21 protein-coding genes and 1 pseudogene are annotated in these 21,409 nt (G+C 42.4%); 18 read left to right on the top strand and 4 right to left on the bottom strand.

Annotated features, from left to right (window positions below; translation table 11 throughout):
* Positions 1-35: 35 nt before the first annotated feature.
* Together guaA and guaB are read right to left on the bottom strand one after the other, a co-directional pair.
* A complete protein-coding gene (guaA, locus tag A3GA_RS0103430; RefSeq protein ID WP_026156780.1) occupies positions 36-1,628 on the bottom strand; it encodes a glutamine-hydrolyzing GMP synthase in 1,593 nt (530 codons plus the stop codon).
* Between the two features lie 27 nt (positions 1,629-1,655).
* The gene (gene guaB / locus A3GA_RS0103425; RefSeq protein WP_018025988.1) at positions 1,656-3,116 is read right to left on the bottom strand and encodes an IMP dehydrogenase; all 1,461 of its coding nucleotides are present in this window, start codon (positions 3,114-3,116) and stop codon (positions 1,656-1,658) included.
* Between the two features lie 415 nt (positions 3,117-3,531).
* On the opposite strand from guaB, the gene A3GA_RS0103420 reads away from it, so the two are divergent.
* The 11 genes and pseudogenes from A3GA_RS0103420 (at position 3,532) to A3GA_RS0103365 (ending at position 13,059) form a co-directional block, all read left to right on the top strand.
* On the top strand, positions 3,532-3,714 hold the full coding sequence (locus tag A3GA_RS0103420) for a type II toxin-antitoxin system HicA family toxin (protein ID WP_026156779.1): 183 nt from the start codon (positions 3,532-3,534) through the stop codon (positions 3,712-3,714).
* A 13-nt stretch (positions 3,715-3,727) separates the two neighbouring features.
* Positions 3,728-4,120, top strand: coding sequence for a type II toxin-antitoxin system HicB family antitoxin (locus A3GA_RS0103415; RefSeq protein ID WP_018025986.1), 393 nt, complete (start codon positions 3,728-3,730; stop codon positions 4,118-4,120).
* Positions 4,121-4,248: 128 nt separating this feature from the next.
* Positions 4,249-4,650: pseudogene (locus tag A3GA_RS11240) on the top strand (IS256 family transposase); the annotation flags it as partial.
* A 401-nt stretch (positions 4,651-5,051) separates the two neighbouring features.
* Positions 5,052-6,227 carry a copper-containing nitrite reductase gene (gene nirK / locus A3GA_RS0103400; RefSeq protein ID WP_018025983.1) on the top strand — a complete coding sequence of 392 codons (1,176 nt, stop codon included), beginning with the start codon at positions 5,052-5,054 and terminating at the stop codon, positions 6,225-6,227.
* A gap of 96 nt (positions 6,228-6,323) precedes the next feature.
* The gene (locus A3GA_RS0103395; RefSeq protein ID WP_018025982.1) at positions 6,324-7,412 is read left to right on the top strand and encodes an SCO family protein; all 1,089 of its coding nucleotides are present in this window, start codon (positions 6,324-6,326) and stop codon (positions 7,410-7,412) included.
* 10 nt (positions 7,413-7,422) lie between these two features.
* Positions 7,423-7,908 (top strand): copper chaperone PCu(A)C, encoded by a 486-nt coding sequence (locus A3GA_RS0103390; RefSeq protein ID WP_018025981.1) that lies wholly within the window; start codon positions 7,423-7,425, stop codon positions 7,906-7,908.
* 70 nt (positions 7,909-7,978) lie between these two features.
* A complete protein-coding gene (locus A3GA_RS0103385) occupies positions 7,979-9,223 on the top strand; it encodes a YncE family protein (RefSeq protein ID WP_018025980.1) in 1,245 nt (414 codons plus the stop codon).
* 163 nt (positions 9,224-9,386) lie between these two features.
* Positions 9,387-10,367: an ABC transporter substrate-binding protein gene (locus tag A3GA_RS0103380; RefSeq protein WP_018025979.1), complete on the top strand. Its 981-nt coding sequence runs from the start codon at positions 9,387-9,389 to the stop codon at positions 10,365-10,367.
* Positions 10,368-10,369: 2 nt separating this feature from the next.
* Positions 10,370-11,176, top strand: a complete 807-nt coding sequence (locus A3GA_RS0103375) for an ABC transporter permease (protein ID WP_018025978.1) — start codon at positions 10,370-10,372, stop codon at positions 11,174-11,176.
* Positions 11,169-11,873: an ABC transporter ATP-binding protein gene (locus A3GA_RS0103370; protein WP_018025977.1), complete on the top strand. Its 705-nt coding sequence runs from the start codon at positions 11,169-11,171 to the stop codon at positions 11,871-11,873. The genes A3GA_RS0103375 and A3GA_RS0103370 overlap by 8 nt, the downstream gene beginning before the upstream one ends.
* Positions 11,866-13,059 carry an NnrS family protein gene (locus A3GA_RS0103365; RefSeq protein WP_018025976.1) on the top strand — a complete coding sequence of 398 codons (1,194 nt, stop codon included), beginning with the start codon at positions 11,866-11,868 and terminating at the stop codon, positions 13,057-13,059. Before A3GA_RS0103370 ends, A3GA_RS0103365 begins: the two co-directional genes overlap by 8 nt.
* Positions 13,060-13,120: 61 nt before the next feature.
* On the opposite strand, the gene A3GA_RS0103360 is transcribed toward A3GA_RS0103365, so the two are convergent.
* Positions 13,121-15,334: a TonB-dependent receptor family protein gene (locus A3GA_RS0103360; protein WP_018025975.1), complete on the bottom strand. Its 2,214-nt coding sequence runs from the start codon at positions 15,332-15,334 to the stop codon at positions 13,121-13,123.
* Positions 15,335-15,705: 371 nt separating this feature from the next.
* Positions 15,706-16,821: a hypothetical protein gene (locus A3GA_RS0103355; protein ID WP_018025974.1), complete on the bottom strand. Its 1,116-nt coding sequence runs from the start codon at positions 16,819-16,821 to the stop codon at positions 15,706-15,708.
* Between the two features lie 169 nt (positions 16,822-16,990).
* Between A3GA_RS0103355 and A3GA_RS0103350 the strand changes: the two genes are divergently transcribed.
* The 7 genes from A3GA_RS0103350 to A3GA_RS0103305 all read left to right on the top strand — a co-directional run bounded on the left by A3GA_RS0103350 (position 16,991) and on the right by A3GA_RS0103305 (position 21,396).
* Positions 16,991-17,218 (top strand): hypothetical protein, encoded by a 228-nt coding sequence (locus A3GA_RS0103350; RefSeq protein WP_018025973.1) that lies wholly within the window; start codon positions 16,991-16,993, stop codon positions 17,216-17,218.
* 1,144 nt (positions 17,219-18,362) lie between these two features.
* Positions 18,363-18,908 carry a Panacea domain-containing protein gene (locus tag A3GA_RS0103330; RefSeq protein WP_018025970.1) on the top strand — a complete coding sequence of 182 codons (546 nt, stop codon included), beginning with the start codon at positions 18,363-18,365 and terminating at the stop codon, positions 18,906-18,908.
* Between the two features lie 2 nt (positions 18,909-18,910).
* Complete coding sequence (locus A3GA_RS0103325) at positions 18,911-19,282, top strand: hypothetical protein (RefSeq protein ID WP_018025969.1); 372 nt, start codon at positions 18,911-18,913, stop codon at positions 19,280-19,282.
* A 270-nt stretch (positions 19,283-19,552) separates the two neighbouring features.
* Positions 19,553-19,831, top strand: a complete 279-nt coding sequence (locus A3GA_RS0103320) for a helix-turn-helix domain-containing protein (protein WP_018025968.1) — start codon at positions 19,553-19,555, stop codon at positions 19,829-19,831.
* Between the two features lie 665 nt (positions 19,832-20,496).
* A complete protein-coding gene (locus A3GA_RS0103315; RefSeq protein ID WP_018025967.1) occupies positions 20,497-20,790 on the top strand; it encodes a nucleotidyltransferase family protein in 294 nt (97 codons plus the stop codon).
* Positions 20,787-21,155: a HepT-like ribonuclease domain-containing protein gene (locus A3GA_RS0103310; RefSeq protein WP_018025966.1), complete on the top strand. Its 369-nt coding sequence runs from the start codon at positions 20,787-20,789 to the stop codon at positions 21,153-21,155. The genes A3GA_RS0103315 and A3GA_RS0103310 overlap by 4 nt, the downstream gene beginning before the upstream one ends.
* 58 nt (positions 21,156-21,213) lie before the next feature.
* Positions 21,214-21,396: a hypothetical protein gene (locus A3GA_RS0103305; RefSeq protein WP_018025965.1), complete on the top strand. Its 183-nt coding sequence runs from the start codon at positions 21,214-21,216 to the stop codon at positions 21,394-21,396.
* Positions 21,397-21,409 lie beyond the last annotated feature (13 nt).

Genomic DNA, 21,409 nt, shown 5'->3' with positions numbered 1-21,409 from the left:
CGAGTCATACTAAGGAGTTTGACTTGAGCGAGTAACTATTCCCATTCAATCGTTGCTGGTGGTTTACCTGAGATATCATAAACCACTCGACTAATACCACGCACCTCATTAATAATGCGGTCTGAGATATATGCAAGCAACTCATATGGTAAAGGTGCCCAACGTGCATTCATAAAGTCATTGGTTTGAATTGCACGCAATGCCACCACATAGTCATACACTCGAATACCCTCACTCACCCCCACCGATTTCACTGGTAGGAATACGGCAAAGGCCTGCGAGGTCAGATCGTACCAATTTTTACCCGTTTCAGCGTCAATTGCGTTCCGCAGTTCCTCAACAAAAATTGCATCAGCACGACGTAAAATATCCGCATAATCCTGATTCACTTCGCCTAGGATACGTACGCCCAAACCAGGACCTGGGAATGGATGGCGATAAACCATTTTCTCAGGTAGACCTAAGGCAACACCAAGCTCACGAACCTCATCTTTGAACAACTCACGTAGTGGCTCTAAAAGCTTCATACTTAAAGTGTCTGGCAAGCCGCCGACATTATGGTGAGACTTCACCGCAACACCGTGCTTACCGGCAAGCGATTCAATCACATCAGGATAAATCGTGCCTTGAGCAAGCCATTTAGCATTGGGCATTTTCGCCGCTTCTTCTTGGAAGATTTCGACGAACTCACGACCGATAATCTTACGCTTCTGCTCTGGATCAGTTACCCCTTGGAGCTCATTCATAAAGCGCTCAACCGCATTAATATGAATGATATTTAAGCCCAAGTGCTCACGCATCACATCCATCACCTGCTTCGCTTCGAAGAGGCGCAACATCCCGTGGTCTACAAACACGCATGTCAGTTGAGAACCGATAGCGCGATGAATTAAAACCGCCGCCACTGAAGAATCCACCCCGCCTGATAGGGCTAACAGGACCTGCTCGTCACCTACCTCTTCACGGATACGATCGATCATTTCCTCGGCATAAGAGGCCATTGTCCAATCACCATCACATTCGCAAATATCAAGCACAAAGCGACGTAGTAAAGCCTCACCCTGCTTGGTATTGCTAACTTCCGGATGGAACTGTAACCCATAAAAGCCACGCAGCTCATCTGCGATAGCGGCTATTTGGCAGTTTTTAGCTGTTGCAATCACCGTAAAGCCGGCAGGTAACTCAGTAAGCTGAGTACCTTCACTCATCCAAACATCTAACTGATTTAAGCCTTCAGCCGAACGACCGTCAGATAAGGTGGCAAATAAAGGACTATTACCCTTCGTGTTAACACGCACCTGACTGAAGCGCTGCTCTTCAACGGCAGCCACTTCACCGCCCAGTTGCTTTGCCATCACGTGCATACCGTGACCAATAGAGAGTACAGGTACATCTGCTAAAAATACGAATGGCGATAGAGTCACTCCCTGCGCAGTCGTCACATCGTCAGGGTTAGCGCCGGATAAAATAATCCCCTTGACACCCTGCTGATTGATTTGTTCACGCAAGAAGCTCTCATCCACATCTGCGGGAAAAACCTCACTAAGCACACCCGCCTTACGAACACGGCGCGCAATCAATTGAGTGAGAGGTGAGCCAAAATCAAGAATTAAAATCTTTTGATGCATCATGATTATTTCCACAAAAGGACAAGATTAGTCAGCACGATAGTTAGGCGCTTCTTTCACAATTTGTACATCGTGCACATGTGACTCACGCACACCCGCGGCGGTGATTTCGACAAACTGAGATTTAGTGTGCATATCCTCAATGGTTGCGCAACCACAATAACCCATGGATGCACGAATACCACCGATTAACTGGTAGATAATGGCTAACACGCTACCCTTATAAGGTACGCGCCCTTCAATACCCTCTGGTACCAATTTATCAGCGTTATTGGCTGGGTCTTGGAAATAGCGATCAGCCGAGCCTTTTTCCATTGCCCCTAAACTACCCATACCACGGTATGACTTATAGCTACGACCTTGGAATAGAATTACCTCACCCGGTGCCTCTTCAGTACCGGCAAACATACCACCCATCATGCAGGTTGAAGCACCAGCCGCAAGGGCCTTAGCCACATCACCAGAGTAGCGAATACCGCCATCGGCAATTAAAGGCACACCGGTACCCTCAAGTGCTTTAGCAACATTCGAAATGGCCGTAATCTGAGGCACACCCACACCGGCAATAACACGAGTGGTACAAATCGAGCCTGGACCGATACCAACCTTAACCCCATCAGCTCCCGCTTCAACTAAGGCTAAAGCCGCTTCGCCGGTGGCGATATTACCACCGATAACCTCGACTTGCGGATAATTTTCCTTAACCCACCGGACACGTTCGATAACACCTTGGGAATGACCATGTGCAGTATCGATAATAATCACATCCACACCGGCAGCGACTAACTTCTCGATACGCTCCTCAGTGCCCTCACCAACACCAACCGCCGCACCAACTCGAAGCTGTCCGAGCTCATCCTTACAAGCATTAGGATTTTCAGTGCTTTTATAAATATCTTTGACCGTCGCAAGACCGCGTAATTCAAAGGCCTCGTTAACAATCAAAACTCGCTCTAAACGATGCTTATGCATCAAGGCTTGCGCTTCTTCAAGCGTACCGCCCTCAAGCATCGTCACTAAACGATCCTGAGGTGTCATCACCTCACTGATTTTAGCGTCTAGACGATCCTCAAATCGAGTATCGCGATTCGTCACGATGCCGACTACCTTTTTACCCTCAACCACGGGTAAGCCGGAAATACCGTGTTCCTTTTGTAAAGCAATCGCATCACGCACCGTCATATCAGGCGTGAGAGTGTATGGATTAACCACAATACCAAACTCATGACGCTTAACACGAGCCACCTCAATTGCCTGCGCATCGGCCGACATATTTTTATGAATAATACCGATACCACCCTCTTGTGCCATGGCAATGGCTAGACGAGCTTCGGTCACGGTATCCATGGCCGCGGAAACTAAGGGAATGTTTAAGCTAATATTACGAGTGAGTTGAGTTTTTAAAGACGTGTCACGGGGTAACACATTTGAATACGCTGGAACCAATAATACATCATCAAAGGTCAACGCTTTTTGAAGTAAACGCATGAATCTCTCCTGGCGCAAAAGAGAATTATACTACGTTTATAAGGATAAAGCTTATTAAATCAATAAACTGACGCAAATTTACCTAGTGGCAGAGTCGTTTAAGAAAAGGCTTTAATGACCAAGCACTTTCTGCTCACTTTATGCCGCTAGAGCCTCTCTGAACTGTTCTTCACTCTTGCGTTTTCTCATCGTAAAACGCCTAACTATAAATTAATGGTAAGGAAACTTCTACAGTTGAGCTGTATTAATTTAGAGGGGGTATCGCTTGACACTGTTGCTAATTTTTTGTGGGTGATATTTCTTCTTTTAAAAGATGAAACTGCTGCCATTTTAAGTTCCAAGGCGGCGCTTAGAAAAGACACATAAGGCTAAACCTTATTTGTATTGAATTTATTTTATGTGTATAATACACACCATGAATAGCAAAGACCTTATCAAACACCTTGAGGCAAATGGCTGGCAGCTTAGGAATGTACGGGGCTCGCATCATGTTTTCCGTCACCCAACATTGCCTGGCCATATTAGCGTTCCGCACCCTAAAAAAGATTTGGGTAAAGGCATCGTTAATAAATTGCTTAAACAGGCAGGTCTGAAATAAAAGGAGTTAAAGAATGAAATATCCTATTGTTATTGAACCCGGTGATGAGCACACGGCTTGGGGCGTAGTGGTTCCTGATTTGCCAGGGTGTTTTTCGGCCGCTGATGAAGGTGTGAATGAGGCAATTGAAAATGCCAAAGAGGCAATAGAGTTGTGGATTGAGGAAGCCTTGGATAATGGTGAAGTAGTTCCGAAAGCTAGTTCTATTGATAAATATAAGGATGATCCTGATTATAAAGACTGGATATGGGCTATCGTGGAGATTAATCCAGACTTATTTGATGATCATATCGAAAGAGTTAATATCACATTGCCTAAACGCATACTGGCTAGGATTGATGCCAAAGCAAAAGAAGCTGGCAAAAGTCGTTCTGGTTATATCGCTCAATTGGCATTAACAAATTAGAGCCTGTAAATAATTTTATGTAACTTCCTTTAATCCGATATCCTTCATGTGAGTATTTCACATGGGAAGTTACATGACTCAAGACGACATCATTCAATCGTTAATCAAGCAATTAGCACTAAAACACTAAAACGGACGGCCATAGCCGCAACGGTTACAGCAAGAAGACGCTTAAGACCAATCAATCCAAGGTTGAGCTGGACATTCCTAGAGACCGTAACGGCACCTTTGAGCCACAAATCATCAAGAAGAACCAGACACGCACCGGCGTCTTGGATGAGCAAATTATCGCCTTGTACGCCAAGGGCATGACGACCCGTGCGATTGCCGATACCTTGCAGGAATGCTACGATGTGGACGTCTCCGCCACCCTAATCAGCCATGTCACGGATAAGGTGATTGATGAGTTAACCGAATGGCAGAATCGCCCGCTGGGCGCCATCTACCCTATCGTCTACCTGGATTGCATTGTGCTGAAGGTTAGGGAGAATCAGCGCATCGTCAACAAGTCCATCTATATCGCTCTTGGTTCAATTTAAGGGATGGTTATCGTGCATCCTGAGTTAAAAAACTGAACTTTACTCAAGCCCAATCAGTTTGAAATCGACTTTCATATCGCTATTGTTAACCCTCTTCGTTTTTTTTGCTAAACAAAACATAGCACCATAGATTATGAATTTATTGGACACAAAAAATTTCCATAAAACAACACCAAATAGCTTGATCTAGATCAATTTTTCAAATCATTACACATTGTTTACAGCAGGTTCATAGCGTAAGATTATTAACATAAAGATACATATTAGATACATATTAATGGGATGCGTATTTCATATAAAATACAAATAACTAGTCAGTTTTTTAATGCACCTCTATATGAGATGAAAAATAGTAGTACTCCCCTACAACTTATCTTTTTAAGGATAGGAATATGAAGAAAAAACTTTTATTAATCGCATTAGCTAGCACCATGAGCTTTAGCCCTTGGGTCATGGCACAAGACGCCTCAGCACCCGTTAACAAAGGTGGCTTGCCAGGCTATGAAGTAATTGATGCTCCGGAAGTTGACAAGCTACCACGTGTCACCCAAGAGCTTGTCAAACCTCCTTTCCTACCTGAGCATAGTTTAGAGCGTCCCGACAGCCCGCGCATTGTCGAGATTGAAATGTACATTGATGAACGAGAAATTGAGGTTGAGCCTGGTGTCTTCATGTGGGCCTTTACTTTCCATGGCTCGGTACCAGGTCCTATGATTGTGGTACATGAAGGCGACTATGTTGAGCTAAAACTGATTAACTTATCTAAAAACGAATTAGTTCACAATATCGACTTCCACGCTGCGACTGGTGCTTTGGGTGGCGGTGATCTAACCTTTGTGGCGCCAGGTCAAGAGGTAACTTTACGATTTAAGGCTGACAAGCCAGGGGTACACATTTATCACTGTGCGCCTGGTGGTGCTATGATCCCTTGGCACGTTACCCACGGTATGAACGGTGCCATCATGGTCATTCCAGAAAAGGGTTTACGTGATAAAGATGGTAACCAGCTAAAATACGACAAAGCTTTCTATATTGGTGAACAGGATTTCTATATTCCTAAAGATGAAAACGGTGAGTACAAGCGCTATGCAACAGCTGGTGAATCCTACCCTGATGACCGTTTAGCCATGAATAGCTTAATCCCTTCGCATATCACCTTTGGTGACCGTAAAGGTGCTTACACTGGCGACAATGCCTTAACTGCTAACGTGGGTGAAACGATTATGCTAATCCACTCTCAGGCTAACCGCTTCACCTATCCGCACTTAATTGGTGGTCACGGTGAATATGTTTGGGAAAGGGGTAATCTCCACGAAACGCCGATGACTGGTCTTGAGACTTGGTCTATTGCTGCCGGTTCTGCAGGTGCTGCTATGTACACCTTCAAGCAACCCGGTGTCTATGTTTACCTGAATCACAACTTAATTGAATCAGTTAACTTGGGAGCGGCCCTGGAAATCAAGGTTGATGGTGAGTGGAACAACAAGTATATGAAACAAATCACTGCCCCTCACCTCTTTAAAGAAGGTGCTCACAAAAAGTGGGATGATATTGCAGCACAGAAGTAAATCCCTTCTATATTAGCTCGCTGGCTGCCTCCGAGTACGGAACCGTCAGCGAGTCTATCTAGTTTTAGACTGCGCAGTTCTAAAAAGGAGAAAACCATGAAGTCTATACACCGACACAAGCGAAGCCCCTTAGGTTTACTAAAACTTTTATTGCTTTCGGTTTTGACCTTTTTCTCCTTTTCTCACATCATAGCCAAAGCAGAAACCCTCACCTTTAATTTATTTGACCAACATGGTCCGGTCACCCATGAAAGCTACCCTGGAAAGTATTTATTACTCTCCATAGGCTATAGCTCTTGTCCTGATATATGCCCTACCACTTTATACGAGTATGGCTACGCCATGAAGCGACTCCAGCATGCTGATATGTTGCAACCCCTATTTTTGACTATTGATCCTGTCAATGATGAAATTAACCGCCTTAATGCCTACACTCAATATTTTGATGAGCGTATTGTCGGACTAAGCGGGGAAATGAAAGATATAGAAGATGTTGCCAAACAATTAGGGGCAACCTTTGGTTATCGCCTTAATGGTCAACGCATTGATAATCCTGAGCCCGGCATGAGTTACACCGTTTATCACAGTGCTATGATTTATCTAATCACACCTGAACGTGAAATACTGGATGTTTTTGATTACCAAATCGGTGGTGATGACTTAGTCAAAGTGCTAGATCAACACCTTAGCAAAGCATCCTCCACCGCCACAAAAGATATCACATCAACATCAATAGCTATCACAAACAGCGCCGTTAGTACCTGTGATTTACCCGAAGGCTTTACCGCCACTGAACAAAGCAGTAAACTCAGTGAGTTGAATTTAAGCGTTGAGCCAGAAGCTAACACGCAATTACTTAACTTATGGGCACTCTGGTGTGCTCCCTGCCGTCAAGAACTCCCACTACTAGAGAAATGGGCTGCATTACAAAACGAATTAGATATTATTACCATTAATGTGGGTGATAGTATTGAGAAAATCAACAGCTTCTTTGAAGAACAGGGCTTTAGCCATCTACCCAAATATCAAATCGAAAACTTTAATTTATTACGACAACTAGGGGGTATGGGCTTACCCTTCAATGCTTTATTTGTTAATGACAGCATTGTGGGTATAAAAAGCGGCATTATTACTGATACTGCTTCATTAGACAACTACGCACAATGCGTGCAACAACAGTTATAAAGGAACAGAGATGAGATATTCCATATTAGCCAGTAGTTTATTCGCCATTGGTTTTTTTGGCACCGCAGCCTTAGCGGCAACAGATACAAGCACGACCACCGTGAGTGATTGTGTTATTCAGGAAGTTTTACCTGGCCGCGCCATGACTGGCGGATTTGCCACCTTTGAACATCAAGGTGAGACGGTAGAGATTCTTGAGGCTCTCCTCCCTAGCATCACCGATCACGTTGAGCTTCACGAAATGAGCATGGTCGACAATGTGATGACAATGGGCCCATTACAAGACAAAAGTCTCACAGAGGGTCAACGCTTCTTCCGTAAAGGCGGAGACCACGTGATGATCATGAGTATCCCAGAGGACAAGACCCCACAAATTGGTGAAACTCATACCATGACGTTTAAGCTTAGCAATGGAAAAAGTGTTAGTTGCGAGGCCATAGTCAAATCACTGAATGAGGTCATGAAGGAACACGCTGTAAAAAAAGCTACTCATTAGAATATAAGCTGATTTAGCTTGGCAATAAAGCATGCATGCGCTTTTTAATGGCGTCTACTGGAGAAAATCAATGAATCGTCGATTATTTATTCAATGGTTAGCTAGTCTTGGAGTCGGTCTTGGTGCAACAGGAACCGCTGCTGCCCAACTACTTAAACCTGGCGCCTCTGAATTAACCAAGCTAGGGGTTGGCGATTCACTTTATCACCCCACTCGCTATCTATTTATTGCCGACTCCAGTTCCTATTTCATCACTGTTTATGATGTTAATACCGGCGAGAGGTTAGCACTATTAAACTTTGGCATACGCCCCCGCACCTTTGAAATGGCTCGCGACGACTCCATGATGGTGGTCGGTGACTATGAAGCTTCTCGTCTGGTTCTATATGAATTAGAAACACGGACTCGCAAAGACATAGAACTACCCTCACCACTTTATCAAGCCTTTTTCGTACCACAATCCAAGCTAGTAGCCATCGCTCTACGAGATCAGGTCGGTATGCTGAACTACGAAACAGGCGAACTTCATATTTATCCAGAACGCTTCGATTCTGAGCATCGTAATACGCATATTTATGCCTACTACAACTTACTCTTCAGTTCTTATAGCCAAAGTTACTGGATTCTTGATGAAGAAAAACCAGTAATGTATCGTCATTCCTATCTGGATCCTCACGATAAACCATGGGAAACCATCGACTTATCGGCTCACATCCCATCAGGCTCAGGCCTAGATGACGGAATTGCTAGTCCTGAAGACTTTATGGTAGCACTAACAGCCAAAGATGGCTCACGTGGCTTACTCTATTTCCCTAAAGATGGCAAAATCCTCTCTACGGGACCCATGCACACCGCTGGTTCCACCTATAGACCCCAGGTTGTACCCTATATTGATTTTTACTCGCGTCGCATCCTTTTTTCAGACTCCTCTGCACATGTGGTGATGTTTGATTTAGATAAAGGAGATGAACCTGAGCATTACTATTTACAAGAAAAACATCATCGCAACTTTTCTCCAAAAATTTTCCGCAGTGGCTGGCTTGAAAACACCTGGATTTTAGGTGGTGATAAAGGGATTGTCTTTCAATCCTATGATGACCCTGAAGACTCCACCTATGTACCATCACCCTGGGAAGTCGTGGATATGTGGGTCACTGGGGACAGTAAAACACTATTTTACACGCTGGATGAAGGGCTACCCATGGTTTATCGTCACGATATCCGAACTCGTGAGGCCCTCCCACCTATCCGCATTCATGGTGTAGTGATGGGCGGCTTACTAAGAATGGGTAGCAATAATAGTATTTGTTACTAAGCCTAAAATGGCGCCGAAAGTTAGCTGCCCTTCGTTTGTTTATATCGAATCAGAATCATCTATTAAGTAATTATTAATAATTCTCATTATCATTATTATTTATGATAAAATGTATATGATATAGATGTTTATACGCAACACATTCTCTGGAGGCATTCCTTTGATGAATCGACGACAATTTATTCAATTCGCTGGAGCTGCAGCGTTTGGCAGTCAATTTCCTTTTGCGTGGGCTGACACACCTTCACCTATTACCATCTATGGACCAGGTGCTTTGCCATCCCTACTCCTTGGAGTAGCAAGACATCGACAGCAACAAGGTCTATCAGCTATGCAACAAACATTTAATGTAGAGACATGGCGCACTCCCGATGTACTAAGGGCTGGCTTAGCTAACGGCAGCATTCAGGCAAGTATCGTGCCGAGTTATGTTGCCGTCAACCTAAGCAACCGGGGACTTGATGTCAAACTAGTCAACATCATGACATGGGGTCTGGTTGATATCATTGGTTCTGCAGACAGCATATCCAGCCTTAAAGACTTAGAGGGTCGCTCTATTGCTGTACCGCTTCGCAATGACATGCCTGATTTAGTTCTACAAGCGCTTTGTAAGTTACAAGGCGTAGATTTTAAAAAAATCGCAATCAACTATACAGCTACCCCAGCAGAAGCCTTGACTTATTGGCTCAATGATCGTGCCGAATTTGCCCTTTTAAATGAGCCCTTAACCTCAGTCGCAATGATGAAAGGCAAAAGCAAGTCAGCTGCACGTGTTCTTAATCTACGAGAAATATGGCGCAATCTCCACGATGGAAAATCCCAAGGTTTACCCCAGGCAGGATTACTAGTTACACATGCATTTTATGAGCAAAACCAGGAGTTTTTACAGCATCTTCAAACTGAATTGCAATCATCTTTACAATGGACGCTGACAAACTCGGCGGAAGCCTCAAAAATCGGTAACAAACTTCTAGACATACCATCGCCAGCGATTAAGGCTGCAATTCCTCACGCTAATTTAACCGTTGCGGCGGCGGCAGAGATTCGTGAAGATTTAATGCTTTTTTTCAACACTCTCTATAACTTAAATCCGCAAATTCTCGGCAACAGCATGCCTAAAGAGAATTTTATTCTGAAGCTCTAATTATGCTTTTATATGTCGGTCGTCCCATCCGTCAATCGCGTCGTGTCCAACTCCTCTCATACTGTTGGGGAGTATGGACCGCACTGGCGGTCATCGCTGTTGTCTGTGCCTTTTGGCATTGGGGTTCGGTCACCTTAGGCACTCTTGTGCTGCCAGGACCCATCGCAGTATTTGAACGCAGTATTTCACTACTGCAACATTATGAGCTAGCAGAAATACCTCAAACACTCTTTCGAGCGAGCATTGCTATTAGTGCCGCTGTTGCTTCTGGCGTGGTTTTAGGATTGCTGACTGGTGTCTCCAAAACCATGGCGCTTTTCTGTCGCCCCCTTATCAGTATGCTCTTGGGCATACCACCCATTATCTGGGTAGTATTAGCCATTTTCTGGTTTAACGTGGGTGATAGCAGTACCATCTTTACCACCTATATCGCTGTCACTCCATTAATGTTCGCCTCTGCCTTGCAGGGTATGCTGTCAATTGACCGCAATCTCGAAGAGCTAATGAGTGTCTATAAAGTCCGCTTTGATAAACGCCTATATCACCTCTACTGGCCGCACTTGCTCACACATTTATTACCCGCATTCAATATCGCCTTTGCGATGGGACTTAAAATCGCCATTATGGCTGAGTTACTTGGCTCACCTGATGGTATAGGTGCACAAATTGGTCTTGCTCGCACAATGCTGGAAACCGAAGTCGTGATGGCCTATATAGTTATTTTGCTACTCATTATTTATCTCGTGGAGTACTTATTAGTCGAGCCCTTAAAAATCATATTCTTACCATGGGATCAAGGTCGTGGCTAGTTTGCAACTACATCAACTCCATAAAAATCTAATGGGTGAATCCATTGTCGAGGACTTCAATCTCGAGCTAAATGCGGGTGAGGTTGTTTGTTTGTATGGACCTTCTGGCTGTGGCAAAACCACTATTTTAAGACTCATTGCAGGTTTAATTAGCCCCGATCGTGGTCGAATCGACAGTACTTTTCTTCGTTTGCGCTATCTATTTCAAGAGCACCGACTATTGCCATGGCGCAGTCTCTGGGACAATATTTTATTAACTCACCCTAATCCTAAGTCTGCCGCCACCCATCAAGAAGCACAACGCTTATTGACCAAACTTCATCTGCATGCCGAAGACTACGATAAATACCCCGACGAACTCTCGGGTGGGATGCGACAAAGAGCAGCTCTGGTCAGGGCTCTACTTTGCGAACCTGATTTGCTACTCTTAGATGAACCGTTTAGCGCATTGGACTATGAGTTAAAACTACAGCTCTACACTTGGCTTCAGGAATATATTAGCAATAGTATGAGTATCGTGATGGTCACCCATGACCGTTTTGAGGCGCTACAGTTAGCTGACAAAATCTATATTTTACCCCACAAGCCTGCGCGCAATCAGACCATGATTGAACTTGATCAGCCAAGATCAAAACGCAATGAGCGTTTCGTGCAACATTATCTAGCTCAACCTTTTTGGCAGCCCTACCATGACTAGAAAAAAATCACTAACTGAAATCATTCATGATTTTTTTAGTAACCCTTTCCGTCTCTACTTTTTGTTGGCCTCATTAAGCATCATTTTCATTGCTTCTTTATGGCTTACCGTCGGCCTAAGTGCCTTTTTAGGCGGACCTACTTTAACAACTCACATCAATCCCTTGAGCTACCATGCATACGGGTATTTAAATATTTTTGGTGCTGCCGCCTTTGCAGGATTTATTTTCACTGCGGTCCCCGAGTGGACTCATTTTACCCACTCATTACGTCGCTTATCTGCCTTCACCCTGTTGCTCTGGCTCAGTAACATCGTATTAAGTTTCGTCGATTTGCAACGCAGCGCACAAATAATGAGCCTGTTTTGGTTCATACTCACCGCTTTTACTATCTATGCCACCTTTCAGGATCGCAATAGGCGACAAATTAGTGTCTGTTTGATGTTATCGCTGATTACTGCCTTAACTACTGCTTATGGACTTAGCGGTCAATGGACTTTTATTATTGCGCTAGCTCACGCTTATATCATTGGGGTCTCCCTGATCATTTTTCGTATCGGCATGGCCATGGGCTCTCACTCTTTAAAACAAGCTGGTCCTAAGGCAGATAAACTAAGTTACATACAAAATCCCTACTATAGAAACCTGAATATTATTTGCATGTACTTATACGTATTCAGTTTACTCTTCTTTAATGACCCTGTTTTTTCTAGTTGGTTAGCATTGGCGTCTGGTCTTTCCATGATTGCTCGTCTTCGTGATTGGCATCACTGCATTCTATGGCATGCCTCCTTTGTCCGTTGGCATTATTTGACGCTACTCTGTATTGGCCTTGGTTATAGCTGGATGGGACTAAGCGGCATCCTATCTTGGGGCAATCCAAAGCAAGCACTGCATTTAATACTCATCGGAGGCTTTATTTTTATGGCGCTGCAGGTATTTAACATTGCTGGACTGATTCATAGCGGTCGCGGACTACCATTTCCCTGGACTAGTCAATGGGGCTTAGCAGCGATTTTAGCGGCCGCTCTATTGCGTTCAATGAGCCTAAGCTTTGGTTGGGACTATGCCCTTTTTAGCTTAGCCATTCCTAGTGCCTTGATCATCATCGCCTTTATCATGTATATCCCAGTATTTCTACGAATTTTTATACAAACTGAAGCGACTCAACCAAGTCCTCGCAATTAAGTCCTAATAAAAACTCACCCCCAATCAACGATAAGGGGTGAGCGTTAGGATAATTAATTTCTTAGAATCTAAAATTCAAACCTGCGGTGATGGTACGACCATTACCCGGGAAATACATTGCTTGATTATTAGCGTTTTGGGCTGATGCCATGGCTGGCGTCAAAGTCCACGAGATATAACGCCTATCAGTGATATTATCCACTTGCACATAAAAATTAGAGTCTTTGGCAAAATCGTAACTAAAGTGAGCACCTAAGATTGCATAACTACCCATTTTCTGAGTATTAGCATGATCCGCATAGGTCGAGCCCAAGGAACCACGAACATTGACACCTACTTCAAACTCACGATAACGATAATCCAAATTAGCACTCAAGTAATGACGAGGTAAGCCACCAATATCATTACCAGAGTACATTCCATCTCGAAACTCGAAATTATTGTAAGTATAAGCGACTCGCCCTGCCAAATTACCTGATGTCCCTAAATCCCACTTGGCACTTAAACCTAATTCCACACCACGGTGGCGGGTATCACCCTCATAGTTATAGGTAAAGGTATTAGCACCATCGGGCGAATAAGCAATTAGCTCTTTCTCAATATCAGCATGATAAAGCGTAATATCCCACCCATATTGCTGACTAAATAAACCTCGTGTACCAATCTCATAACTTAGGTTACGCTGTGGTTCAAGCTCACGCACATAAGTCAAACCACGTCTAAACATAGGCCGACCATTAGGACCTAAAACTGGCGCACCAGCAGGACCAGCGAACTGCACCATGTCTCTCAATGTCGGTGCCTCACGACTTGCACTAACATTAGCAAAGACTAACGTTGCGTCATTAGGCTCCCATGATAAGGCAATTTTAGGCGAGACCCAGCTCCAACTATCATTATGTGACTGCATGCCATTTAACCCACTACGCATACCATTCACATCACGTCCCGTGTGCACAAATTGTAGCTGAGTACTCAGCTTCCAATGAGGTACAAACTCCCAAGCGCCACGCAACTGAGCAGAAAAATAATTAGCCTTGATATCATAATCCTGAGGATGCATCAGTCGAAGCGGCGGTAAGGGCTGATTCACATTGCCATACACGGAAAAATCACCACTGGTATGAGCATAGCTTAGGCCACCACCAAGTGAAAGCTGCTTAAATTGCGCATCAACCATGTACTGCAAGCCAAGCGTGTTACTATCCATTTCCCAGACTTGAGCCGGTGTCCTAAAGTAGTCATCCGTTCTTTGAAGATATACACCAATGCTATGAGTCCAACGATCTAGTTGTAAAGTAGTCAAATTTGATAAACGCAAACCCTCAGTATGACGTCTAGGGTTCGTCTGTAATGGTCTTAAAGGTAAATTATCGGTGGTCTTGTCATATTGGTCATCATCAAACACCATATTGCGACTAATCGGTCCTGGGATTTCGAAATGCTGATTAGTATATGCAAGCCAAGTACGGTTTTCCCAACCACTATCATAAACACCGAGATTAGCTCTAAAGGCCTGACGACGCTGTTTACTGTGTTCACGGAAGCCATCAGTACGCTGATCAGAATAAGCCACATGAAAATCCCATCTATCAAAAGCACGACCAATCGCCAAACGATTAGCTACCGTGTTATGACTACCATATTGAGTATTTAAGCTACCCCTCTCAGTGGCCCCTGTATGACTTAAAAAATCTATCTCACCACCTAAGTTTTGCGCAAAAGGATTTAAGGCATTCGCTCCACGACGCACACCAATCTTGCTGCTATTGCGAGGCTCCAGTAAACCCGTGTGAAAGGAGCCATCCGCATCGTTTAACGGCAAACCATCTACCAACACGGTGATTCCTCGTGCCAACGGTTGACTTTGTATTCCCGAACCACGGATAGAAATAACCGGGTGATCATTACCGCCAAAGAAATCCAACATGGTTATGCCTGGTTGAGTGCCCATAACCTCTCTAAGTGTTGCTTGACTACCTGTACTACTAGGTGTGATCACATTGGCCCCTCCTTTGGTCGAGCCATAACTTTGCTCCATCGTAGCAGGCGTTATAGGTACCGACAAGCCGCGTATTGATTGAATCTCCAAATCTAGCGATGGCAATGCGACCGGTTCATTTGAAGCAATATTTTCCTGTGATGTCGCCGACTGCGCAAAACAAACAGCACTCGCTGCACCCAAACTCATCATCCATAGAGCTGAATAAACTGAGCTACAAATAGACTTAACAACATAATTAGGACTCGTTTGAGAATAACGCTGCAAACCCATTACCCTTCCTCTCAAATTAACAACAAAAGAATATATAAAATACATGTATTTTATTGAAATGATATCAAGAATCATTATTATTTGCAATAATTAATTACATTTATAAACGAGTTTGGATAAAGCTTTTTTCAGCCAACAGTAGATTTCATCGCTAGACGGGTATTGCTACGCGAAACTGGCAAGTCTACAAATGAAAAAACCACCAACGTGGTAGTTAATCATGAGCAAACATAATTGATTTAGAATGGAAGGACCTAATGAGTCGATGTAGCAAGAACTACTGTAAAAATTAAATTATTTACCTAAGGGAAATATAATCTTGAACGCACGAGATGTTGCTAGATGCTTCATATTTTCTGTTAATTAGTCAATTACTGAAGCTGTTTCTCCGAATTTAAATTAATTTGTATTTGACCATTAAACTGACGAATCTCACCCCAGACACAGATGGTCTTACCCGCAAATGAACGTGCCTTTTGCAGTAGCGATGGATTTTTATCCCAAACCACAATGGTTAAAGGGGCATGAGGATATGCTTTATCCAGATTCAAATAAAGCCCATGAGCAAACTCGTGTATATGCACAAGCTTGCCACAAACAGTCTGATTCTCACCCACATGAAAACGCGCTTGACTTGCTTTCAACGGACCTTGCTTTGGTGTTGATGATGCTGTCGGCGCATCGCCTGCTAATGTGCTTTGCTTAAGCCTTTCAACTGGTGTAGAGGATGCGCCAATACCACCTCGACTATTAAAAAACACCAACAGCACCACAGCCAATGAGGCCACTACTACAGCACCAACTAACAGTTTAAACTGCTTTTTCACTTCCTTTTTAACTGAATCTAATTGTTGCAGCTGAGTCTCTTTCATACTGCTAATTTCAGTCTGCAAGCGCTTTAATTCCTGGTTATGCTCAGATTTGAAACGTGCCAACTCTTCTTTAGCTTCAATTAGTTTATTTTCAGAAAGCGTGGTTTTAGTCAGCGGGCGTTCTTGTAGCTCATTTTCAAACGCAGCGAGCTTTTCCTCATACTCTGCAATTAACAAACTCACCTGTGCCTGCTTAGACTGCTCAGTAATTAGATGTTCAGCTTGAGTAGTTAAGGCTCGTCGGATCTCAGAAATTACTTTTTCTTGTTCTGCGAACGCCTTTTTATTGGTATAACGTAGCACCATGCCAAAAAGCTGGATTAAGTCATTTTGGCGCTCAAGAAAATCATTGAATCTAGCGTAACCCTTATTATTAATTTTGTCATAACCATCAAGCTCTATCGGCAGTCGATACCCCTTGGCATCGTTTTTAATCATAAAGTCGATATAACGATTACCTTCTTGATTATCTTTAAAATGGTATTGGGCAAATACATCAGCGGGGGTAATTTCTGGGATGTGACTTAAAATTTCGTCAACAAAACGCTCTTCATAACCGACAATATGTTGGATCTTATTGCGATTAATTTCTTTCCATTGTTGCCAAGTGAGCATTAACGATCTCTTTTGTTAGTTGAAAGTTAAATTAAAAAACCAATCGTTATCATAGCTCAAGGACTAAAAATCAAGGCTACAAACATAAGCTTTGCTTACAAAGTTAACAGACGTTAATATCTAAAATCACTATGATTACCCTAGGATCTAACACGCATGGAGGCGAATCATGAGAGCGATTATTCTGGTTGCCAGTCTTTCTGTTTTACTATTAAGTGCTTGTGTACATAACAAAGGTTATGGTCATTGGGAGCGTCACAATCATCCAGTCCATTCAAAAAAATATGATAAGAAACACCACAAAGAACGTGAAAAAGCTAGAAAAAAGGCCCTGAAGCAGATTGAAAAAAACAATAAAAAATATAACAAAGCTAGACGCAAGCACCGAGATTGGTAGCCCTCTCAAACCAGTCATTGACGGTTAACTTTTCTATGAGGGTGTAAGATATTGCTATAGCATAGCATGCGTTTAGTGTGAGGGATTTTCCAAATGAATTAAGATAAGAGTCTGATTGCATTAAACAAAATCCTTAAATGGTTTAAGTGGGTCGTATTGTTTTGTTGTATTGTGATTGCCACTCGGTGGACGATTTTGTATGGCCCATACGTATTTTCATTTAACTCCCAACATTACACGCGATTGAATCGAATCCCTCATGAGATGTTCACCCCAGACATAATTAAAAATGCACCAGGGTTAACTGCCCACGCAATGATTTCTTATTATCCTCAGAGTCCAAGTTCAGAAAATATTGAAATCGCATATCTTGGCAGGAAAGACGTCATGGAGTTTGAGAAATATCTCCTGTCTTTAGGGTACAAAGAAGAAAATGACCTTGTTTTTGGCAAGAGCTAGCATTTACCTGGCTATTTTAAAAAAGCTTATATCATTGAGGGAGAGGAAAATACGGTGCTTGGGTTTTATCCTTAGCCCAAAAAAGTCTCGTCAGGACAGCTTGGACGGTGAACTGTGGGACTTAAACCTTTATTTTCCCTAAGAGCTCTGTAGTATCTGATTGTTATAATTGGGCTAGGCTGCGTGTTTTCAATTCAACAACTTCATCACCGCTCAACAAAGCCAAAAAAAACATGGTGGGCATCTAGCATTACGCCAGCATCCTTAATGGGAGTCATCAACGATCTCATGATTTAAGAATTTAGAGAATGGTTACCAGAAGTCACTCTTTATGCAGATATCCACCAAAAAATATTTTCACAAAACAATAAATCAGCAATAGAAATATTAGTGATACCTCTGCATGAATCAAAATAAAAACTATATCGAACACATCACTTTTTGAGTATCCTGTGACGACAGCCACACCATAAACTTGAGTACTTGTGCCTGTCAATGTTTTTTTCTTTAACTGAAGAAGTGCATTTCTGAACATCGTAAACTCTGAGGAGTTTAGAAAAGTGATACAACCATTAGAAACACCCCCCATTGTGGTATTTATCAAGCGAGTTGTCCAGTCATTTGATTTAGTATTACAATTGAAAAATATCTGGCGAATGCTACACGGTTTAACAAAGGAAATGTCATGCTAAACGCTAAAGATGTGGCTGATTTCTTCCTTTCCCCTATTGATGAAGAAGATGGGGAATCAGTAGTCACCAACCTCAAATTACAAAAACTATTATATTACGGACAAGGGTATACACTAGCCTTGCTTGACTGCAAGCTTTTTGATGAAGAGATATCATGTTGGAATCACGGTCCAGTAGTAGAATCAATTTATCATCAATACAAAGCTCATGGTCGTAGCCCATTACCCCCTTCTCATTTAGAAATCAACAAATATAATGACGATGAATTATGCATTCTTCATCTCGTCAGGCGTGAATACGGCCAATATGAAGCGTGGAAACTACGTGATATGACCCATGAAGAGGCCCCTTTTTTGAATACACCTAAAGGTGGCATTATGGACAATGATTACATCAAAGAATTTTTCTTCAATAAAGTTTCACAACACAGCTTCAATTTTGATATTGAAAGGATGAGAACTAGAGTCGAAGGTAATTTTGTAAAAATGCCCAGTGATATTGATCAAGAGTCCTTTATTGATTGGGTTAAGAGCATTTAAAGATGTCGATCGCTGTCTACTTCGGTGAGATTTTCTTAAAGGAAATGCAAAATTTCCCAGAAAAAGACATCCAAAAAATCGGAGACTTTGCTAGGCATGTAGCTAATTACGGATTTTCTGGACTTCCGGGAAGAAATAAAATGCCTGATGCTGTACCTAAGGATGACCCCAACTGGTCGTGTAAGGTTCAGTATGCTCAGAACTACAACCTATGGCATTATCATATCGGCATTCCTGAATATAAGAGCGGCAAACACGGCTACCTTACATCAGAATATGTTCTCCATTATATCAAGGGTGATGGCTTCATTAAAATTGTTGATATGACTGCACACACACCATTGAAACTACCAAAAAAAGAATATCTAATCTGAAATTATTTTTAAGCATATCTGTATTGAAAATACCTCCATGATGTCCCCTATGTCACACTAGCTGTCCGATCATTTCTTTTTTACGCTTCTTTGACCAAATAGTACCACCAAATTGATGAGTGCCGGCATAGATAACATTAACTACGATACCGTTATCAGTATCGTGTCTATTGAAGAGGTGAAAACGCGATGAACGCACATATTAACTAACAAATTATCCGTAATAAGCAAGGAGAGCCTGAGTATGTCGTCCTTCCTTATGAAGACTACTTGCAGCTTATACAGCAGCCCAAGCTTATACAGCAGCCCAAAATAAATCTTGAGCATGGTGTACCTAGTCAAGTTGTCGACCTCATATTTGATAAGGGCTACTCACCGGCAAAAGCCTGGCGAGAATACTTAGGTGTTACTCAAGCTCAAGCGGCTGAAAATATAGGCATCTCTCAGTCTGCTTACTCCCAGCTTGAGAACTCCACAACCCCTACGTTGTCAGCCAGAGCGAAAATAGCAAAAGCGCTTAATATTAACCCTGAGCAATTGGACTGCTAAAGTCCCAAGACATAGGCTTATCAAAAATTTTTCGCTTTGAAGCACTCCAAAAGCCCCCTTGCAATTAACTGTATTAACCCAGTAAAAACCTGCTCGGGTCTTAATTTGATTTTTTGGGGAAAAGTTAAGCATGAATACAGCGTTGAAGTAGGTATTGATAGCTAAAAATACCTACAAAAATAGCTCGCTGTAAGTGTATTTAGAACAATTATATTGAATATACTATTTGACATTAAACCCTTACAAAGCAAAGGCTTAGGAAGAAAATTGGGTTTAATTAAATTTGATCACATATCATCAAATATAGGTGACTGGTCCCCCCAGCCGGACTTGAACCGGCGACCAAAGAATTAAGAGTCCGCTCCGACGTGGTGGCTACGCAACCACCCCACCGAAATACTCTTGTGTGATGGTGGACAATGGTATTGTCGCAGAGACAGTATCAAAGGATAATCACGTGACGAAATGGCTAGGCCTCCCTGCTCTATATAGATAGAATACAGGATAACGAGGGAACGACTAGCGAAACGTCAGTAATCAAGATGACAGGCTGGAACAGGCGGCAGAAAAGAGACTGGACACTATAAGTGATCCAGTCTGCTTTGGTAAGTACTCTTTACTATCTTTGATAAAATAAGAGTATTGATTAAAGCATGGAGGCAATTATGAGACCATCTGAACTTATCCAGCTAAAGCGCCATGAAATCTATTCAATATTAGATAAATACAAAACTCTTGATAATCTTAGAGTCTTTGGTTCGGTTGCCAAAGGAACTGATAATGAAGACAGTGATATTGATTTTTTAATTGACGCTCACAAAGGCACTACACTTTTAGATCTTGGTGGTTTTCAGGATGAGCTGCAAACACTTTTAGGCGTTAAAGTCGATCTTTTAACATCAAAGGACATTTCTAAGCACTTTGTGGAAGTTGTATTAAAAGAGGCCATCCCTTTATGAGAAAACAAAAAGATCTTAATGTGTATTTAGAAGAAATTCTTCAAGCAGCTAACTACATTGACTCTTATACGAAAGATCTAGATTTAGATGAGTTTATAAAAGACACAAAGACCTCACAAGCTGTGATCCTAAATCTTTTGATTATTGGAGAAAATGCCAACAAGCTTTTGAGTTTACACCCTGAATTCACTCAAAATACTGAACATTTAAGATGGACAGCCATGAGAGGGATGAGAAATCGAATAGCACATGGTTATTTTGAAATGAATATGGAAATCGTTTGGGAAACGATCCAACAATCAATTCCTAAAATTATTGAACAAATACCAATGCTAATTGACATTGAGAAAGACATAGATAGATAGACAAAATAAAAAATTTAAACCGCCAACTAGGCGGTTTTTTTATGGAGATCAGCAGTTCATGTTTGACAAACCTGACTACTCACATGTTGCAAGAGACGCTGAGGTAACAATAGAAGTAACAGCAGAAGAAGTAGCTGCAATTTATTGGGCTTACGACCGTGGGTTTGACTCACTGGACGAAACATCCCGACAGAAACTAGATTCCGTTATCAACAAGCTCAAATATGAGCTGTGGCCGTAGAAAGAATCGGGAT

This window comes from Oligella urethralis DSM 7531, assembly GCF_000372065.1.
Classification (GTDB): Bacteria; Pseudomonadota; Gammaproteobacteria; order Burkholderiales; family Burkholderiaceae_B; genus Oligella; species Oligella urethralis.
The sequence above is the reverse complement of the archived record's forward strand: the minus strand, read 5'-3'. Positions and strand labels throughout refer to the sequence as shown.